Below are 340 nucleotides of genomic sequence, written 5' to 3' on the forward strand. Positions count from 1 at the left end.
CCTGCTCGTAGCGACCCGCGCCCGACTCATGAACAGCATCACCACCCCCGGCGCGATGATCGCCCTACAAGCCACCCGCGACGAAGCCGAACAGCTGACCACCGGCCACGACGGCGTCACCATCGCCGCCATCAACACCCCACACACAGCGGTCATCAGCGGCGACCGGGACGTGTGCGAACAACTCGCCCGCCAATGGCGCGACAACGGCCGCAAAGCCACCCAGTTGAAGGTCAGCCACGCCTTCCACTCACCCCACATGGCCACCATCGCCGACCAGTTCCGAACGGTGGCCGCCGGCCTCACCTACCACCCGCCCACACTGCCCGTGGTCAGCAAC

General features: G+C 67.4%; 1 protein-coding gene. It reads left to right on the forward strand.

Annotated features, from left to right (window positions below; translation table 11 throughout):
- Position 1: 1 nt before the first annotated feature.
- On the forward strand, positions 2 to 340 hold a 339-nt coding region (locus tag EFE23_RS27935; RefSeq protein ID WP_123243824.1), incomplete at its 3' end, for an acyltransferase domain-containing protein.

Source organism: Micromonospora solifontis (assembly GCF_003725545.1).
Lineage (GTDB): Bacteria > Actinomycetota > Actinomycetes > Mycobacteriales > Micromonosporaceae > Micromonospora > Micromonospora solifontis.